3 protein-coding genes and 1 pseudogene are annotated in these 6000 nt (G+C 74.0%); 2 read left to right on the top strand and 2 right to left on the bottom strand.

The window, feature by feature from the left end; all coding sequences use genetic code 11:
- Positions 1–226 precede the first annotated feature (226 nt).
- Positions 227–2902, top strand: coding sequence for a pyruvate dehydrogenase (acetyl-transferring), homodimeric type (gene aceE / locus RZ84_RS10040; protein WP_043264031.1), 2676 nt, complete (start codon positions 227–229; stop codon positions 2900–2902).
- Positions 2903–3087: 185 nt separating this feature from the next.
- Positions 3088–4254, top strand: a complete 1167-nt coding sequence (locus RZ84_RS10045) for a helix-turn-helix transcriptional regulator (RefSeq protein ID WP_043264032.1) — start codon at positions 3088–3090, stop codon at positions 4252–4254.
- Here RZ84_RS10045 and RZ84_RS10050 read toward each other — a convergent pair.
- Both RZ84_RS10050 and RZ84_RS40875 read right to left on the bottom strand, forming a co-directional pair.
- The gene (locus tag RZ84_RS10050) at positions 4209–5210 is read right to left on the bottom strand and encodes an SDR family oxidoreductase (RefSeq protein ID WP_052230454.1); all 1002 of its coding nucleotides are present in this window, start codon (positions 5208–5210) and stop codon (positions 4209–4211) included. The genes RZ84_RS10045 and RZ84_RS10050 overlap by 46 nt on opposite strands.
- A 264-nt stretch (positions 5211–5474) precedes the next feature.
- Positions 5475–6000 (bottom strand): annotated as a pseudogene (locus RZ84_RS40875) (hypothetical protein); the annotation flags it as partial.

Below are 6000 nucleotides of genomic sequence, written 5' to 3' on the forward strand. Positions count from 1 at the left end.
GTTCCCCGGCGTACCGGCGGGGCCGCGGGGCGTAACGGAGGCGGTCTCCGGAGCTGGCACGGGGTGCCCTGAAATGCGGCATCCCGTGCCGACCTGCGGTTATTCGCCCGACGAGCGTTGATCGATCATCGATCAGAGGCGTATCGTCGACGGTTGGGGCGCGACACCCCTGCCTGCCGAATGCCTGCCGAACTCGCATTCCCACCCGTCCGGAAAGGGGCCACCCATGCCCGATCCCGTGCGCCTGCCGTACAGCCAGCTCGACCAGCTCCCGGACCGCGATCCCGAGGAGACGGCCGAATGGCGCGAGTCGCTGGACGCCGTCACCGAGGCAGCGGGCCCGCATCGCGCCGCGTACCTGATGCGCCGCGCCCTGGAGCACACCGCGCGCACCGAAGGCACCGACCTGCCGTCGCTGCTGGAGACGGACTACGTCAACACCATCCCGACCTCCGCCGAGCCCGCGTTCCCGGGTGACGAGGCGCTGGAGGCCCGGATCACTGCCTGGAACCGCTGGAACGCCGCCGCCATGGTCACCCGCGGCTCCCGGCTCGGCCTGGGCGGCCACATCGCCACCTTCGCCTCGGCGGCCTGGCTCTACGAGACCGGCTTCCAGCACTTCTTCCGCGGCAAGGAGGGCGACGGCTCGGGCGACCAGCTCTACATCCAGGGCCACGCCTCCCCCGGCATCTACGCCCGCGCCTTCCTCGAAGGCCGGCTCACCGAGGACCAGCTCGACCACTTCCGCCAGGAGGCCGGTGGCCAGGGCCTGCCCTCGTACCCGCACCCGCGGCGCCTCCCCTGGCTGTGGGAGTTCCCCACCGTCTCCATGGGCCTCGGCCCGCTCTCCGCGATCTACCAGGCGCGCTTCAACCGCTACCTGGACCACCGCGGCATCAAGGACACCGCCAACTCCCATGTCTGGGCGTTCCTGGGCGACGGCGAGATGGACGAGCCGGAGTCGACCGCCGCACTGGCACTGGCCGGCCGCGAGGGCCTGGACAACCTGACCTTCGTCATCAACTGCAACCTCCAGCGCCTGGACGGCCCGGTCCGCCCCAACTTCAAGATCGTGCAGGAGCTGGAGGCCCAGTTCCGCGCCGCCGGCTGGAACGTCGTCAAGGCCCTCTGGGGCCGGGCGTGGGACGAGGTCTTCGCACTCGACACCGACGGGGCGCTGCTCCAGCGCCTCCGCGAGACCCCCGACGCGCAGTTCCAGACGTACGCCACCCGCGACGCCGCCTACCTGCGCGAGCACTTCTTCGGCGCGAGCGCGTCGCTGCGTGCGCTCGCCGAGCAGCTCTCCGACGCCACGCTGCTGGAGCTGTTCCAGACCTCCCGCGCCGGGCACGAGCCGCGCAAGGTGTACGCCGCCTACAAGGCCGCCGTCGACCACAAGGGCGCGCCGACCGTCATCCTGGCGCAGACCGTCAAGGGCTACACCCTCGGCACCGGCTTCGAGTCCCGCAACGCCAACCACCAGATGAAGAAGCTGACCATGGCGGAGTTCCGCGCGATGCGCGATCTGCTCGAACTCCCCATCCCGGACAGCGCGTTGGAGGGCGACCTGGTGCCGTACTGGCGCCCGGCCGAGGACTCCCCGGAGATGCGGTACCTGCGCACCCGGCGCGCCGCCCTGGACGGCCCGGCCCCGGCCCGCAGGGTCGTGGCCAAGCCGCTGCCGATGCCCGCCGACAAGACCTTCGACGCGCTGAAGAAGGGCTCCGGCAGCCAGGAGATCGCCACCACCATGGCGTTCGTCCGGCTCGTCAAGGACCTGATGCGGGACAAGGAGACCGGCCGGCGCTGGGTCCCGATCGTCCCGGACGAGGCCCGTACCTTCGGTATGGAGTCCCTCTTCCCGACGGCCGGCCTCTACTCCCCCAAGGGCTCCACGTACGACCCGGTCGACCGCGACCAGCTCCTCTGGTACAAGGAGGCCAAGGACGGCCAGATCCTCAACGAGGGCATCACCGAGGCCGGTTCGCTCGCCGACTTCACCGCCGCCGCGACGTCGTACGCGACGCACGGCGAGCCGATGATCCCGTTCTACATCTTCTACTCGATGTTCGGCTGGCAGCGCACCGCCGACCAGTTCTGGGCGCTGGCCGACCAGTTGGGCCGCGGCTTCGTCATCGGCGCCACCGCCGGCCGCACGACGATGACCGGCGAGGGCCTCCAGCACGCCGACGGGCACTCCCACCTGATCGCCTCGACCAACCCGGCGGCGGTCTCGTACGACCCGGCGTTCGCGTACGAGGTGGCGGTGATCGTCAAGGAGGGTCTGCGCCGGATGTACGGCCCGGACGCCGAGGACGTCTTCTACTACCTGACGGTCTACAACGAGACCAAGGTGCAGCCGGCCATGCCGGAGGGTGTCGAAGAGGGCATCCTCAAAGGCCTGTACCGCTACCGGGAAGCCGTCTCCATAGAGGGCGCCGACGTCCCGCGGCTCCAGCTGCTGGCGTCGGGCACCGCGATCCACTGGGCCCTGGAGGCGCAGCAACTGCTGGCCGCCGACTGGGGCGTGGCCGCGGACGTCTGGTCGGCCCCGTCCTGGACGGAGCTGCGCCGCGACGCCCTGGAGTGCGACGCGGCCCGCCTGGAGGGCGAGGACCGCATCCCGTACGTCACCCGTGCGCTGGCCGGCGCCCCCGGCCCGGTCGTCGCGGTCAGCGATTGGATGCGGGCGGTCCCGGACCAGATCGCCCAGTGGGTCGAGCAGGACTGGACCTCCATCGGGACGGACGGCTTCGGCCTCTCCGACACCCGGGAGGCGGCCCGCCGGCACTTCGGCGTGGACCCGCAGTCGGTGGTCGTCCAGGCGCTCGCGGCGCTGGCCCGCCGCGGCGACGTCAAGCCGGAGACGGTCAAGGAGGCCCGGGAGCGCTACGGGCTGTGACACCCGGTGCGGTCCCGCCCGGGTGACCGCACCCACCGTACGCGGGCGGCCCCGGCCGACACCGGGCGCCGCCCGCCCGCCGACTCCCGTGCGAAGACCACCTCCCGCGCCCGGGGTCTTCGCACGGGGCCCGCTCGCCGCCTCGCCCGCGGGGCGTTGTCAGTGGTGCCCGGCATGATGGATTCATGCGTGCCGCACGGCTGATCAGGATGGTGTTGCTGCTCCAGTCCCGGACGTCGATGACGGCCGGTGAGCTGGCGCGGGAGCTGGAGGTCTCGGAGCGCACGGTCGCCCGGGACGTCCTGTCGCTCTCGGAGGCCGGCGTGCCCGTGTACGCGGACCGCGGCCGGGCCGGCGGCTACCGCCTCATAGGCGGGTACCGCACCCGGCTCACCGGCCTCGGCCGCAGCGAGGCGGAGGCGCTCTTCCTGTCCGGAGTGCCCTCCGCCCTGCGGGAGATGGGCCTGGCGGACGCCGCGTCCGCGGCCCGGCTGAAGGTGTCCGCCGCGCTGCTGCCCGAGCTGCGGGACGCCGCCTCGGGCGCCGCCCAGCGGTTCCATCTGGACGCACCGGCCTGGTATCAGGAGCCGGAGACGCCCGCGCTGCTGCCCGCGATCGCCGACGCGGTGTGGGACGACCGCCGGCTGACGGTCCGCTACCTCCGCAAGGACCGTGAAGTGGTACGGGAGTTGGAGCCGTACGGGCTCGTGCTGAAGGCGGGCGTCTGGTACCTGGCGGCCCGCGCGAGCGGCGGGCGGCCCGTGGCGGCGGCCGGTCCCGGGGCGCCGCGGGAGACGTCCGCGCCGGGCGACGGCCGACGGACCGCGGGCTTCCGGGTCTACCGGGTCGACCGGTTCACCGCCGTCGCAGCCGCCCCCGCGACCGATCCCGCGGGGCCGGCGGAGCCGCCCATGGGTCCCGGCACCGCGGGGGCCGCCCCCGGGCCGGGGCGCACCGGCGGGCGCTTCCGGCGCGACGAGGAGTTCGATCTGCCCTCGTTCTGGGCCGAGCGCGCCCAGGAGTTCGCCCGGTCGCTGCTGCGCGAGGAGGTGGTTCTGCGGCTCTCCCCGCAGGGCGTGCACCGGCTCCCGTACGTCACCGAGCGGTCCGCGGCCCGGGAGGCGATAGCGGCGGCGCTGGCGGACGGCGGGCCCGACGGGCAGGGGCGGCTGACGGTCACCCTCGCCGTGGAGTCCGCGGAGGTCGCCTACTCCCAGCTGCTGGCGCTCGGCCCGGAGGGCGAGGTACTCGCGCCCTCCGGGCTGCGGGAGCGGTTCGCCTCGGCCGCCCGGCGGACGGCCGCGCTCTACGCCCCGCCGGGAGAGGAGGGTGCCGCGGCCGGCGTGCGGTAGTCCTCCGGTCCCGCGTCCCTGCCGCCGATCACGACCTCCTCGAAGTAGCCGAAGCAGTCGGGCCGGGTGCCGTCCGCGTCGGTGAAGCCGTACTCCTTCGCCAGCTGACCGCTGGAGAGCGAACGGCCGCTCCAGCGCGCCTTGTTCGGGTCGCCAGCCAGCGCCCGCACCGCGCGGCCGATCAGGGCCGGGGATTCGGCGATGGCGAAGTGCGGCTCCTTCGCGATCGCGTCGCGCCAGGTCTCCTCCGTGACGCCGAAGTGGTCCAGCATCTCCTCGGAGCGCAGGAAGCCGGGGGTGAGCGAGACGGCTGTGCCGCCGTACTCCTTCAGCTCGGCGGCGAGCCCGAAGGCGATCCGGTGCGGGACGTTCTTGGTGATGTCGAAGCAGAGGCTGTCGCGGTAGGCGCGGTTGAACGAGGCGGTGCCGTCGGTGATCTCGACGACCAGTCCGCCGGGGCGCCGGATCAGCAGCGGCAGCGCGTAGTGGCTGGTGATCACGTGCGAGTCGACGCCGAGCCGGAACATCCGCAGCCCGCCCGCGAGATCGAGGTCCCAGACCTTGGTGTCGAACTCGATCAGGCGGTCGCCGCCCCAGAGGCTGTTGACCAGGACGTCCAGCCGGCCCTGCTCCCGGTCGATGCGCTCGACCAGCGCCTTGACCTGCTCCGGCGCCAGGTGGTCGGTCGGCACGGCGACGCCGGTGCCGCCCGCCCGTCGCCCACCCCCCTTGCCGGAGGCCCTACGAGCCGCCTCTCCGGCTGCGGTCACCAGCTCCGCGGTCTGCTCGATCGTCTCGGTGGCCCGGCCGACCTCGCTGACCCGCTCCCGGGTCGTCCGCCCGGTCACGTACACCAGGGCGCCGGCGCGGCCCAGCTCCACGGCCATCGCCCGGCCCGCACCCCGGGTGGCCCCGGCGACCAGCGCCACCCGCCCGGTCAGATCGGCGGCCGGCAGCACCCCGCCGGGGTCCGCCGCGTCCGTCCGCCCCGCCGCTCCCGCGGGCTCCGCCGGTTCCCCCTGGGCCGCCGGTTCGTTGTGCGCCACGTTCGCCACTCCTCGCTGTCAGGTGTCCCGCATCCGTACACCGCGACCCTGACAGCGAATCCCGACACCTTCCGTCCGGATTTCCCGCCGGTTTCCCCGCCGGCCTCGCCGGTCTTCCGCCGGCCGTCTCTCCGGACCGTCGGCCGGCCGCCCGCGCACCGGGCCCGCCGCCGCTCACGGCCGGAGGGCGCGCAGCCTCCCGCCGTCCCGCAGCCGGCCGGTGACCTGCGCCGCGGCGTCCTGGGCGGCCGGTACGGCGAGCGTCGGCGCCTGGGCTCCGGCCCGGACGCCGCCCGTGACGTCGATACCGCCGACCTGGCTGCTGCCCGCCGCGAGCAGATACCACTTCCCGGATTTCGCCTGCCAGTGGACATCGCTCAGGACGTGCCGGCCGAAGCGGCTGCACACCGCCGAGTTGGCCTCCCGGCCGGTGATCCGCCCCGGGTCCCCCGGTCCCGCGGCGGGCGGCTGGAACTGGACCATGGCCCGGCCGGGGCCGCGCCAGGTGTCGGCGCGGTTGCAGACCCAGGTCGCGGTGCCGGCGTTCTCCGGGAGGACCTGCCGGGCGTACGCCCAGCTGTTGACGGACCGTACGCCGGAGCCGCGCAGCGACCGCAGGGTGCAGGCGGTCCGGGCCCAGCTGTGCAGCGCGGCGGGACCGGTGACCTCGCCCGGGCCGGCCGCGCCCGCGGCGGGGCGC

It is taken from the genome of Streptomyces sp. CT34, from assembly GCF_000805335.1.
Classification (GTDB): domain Bacteria; phylum Actinomycetota; class Actinomycetes; order Streptomycetales; family Streptomycetaceae; genus Streptomyces.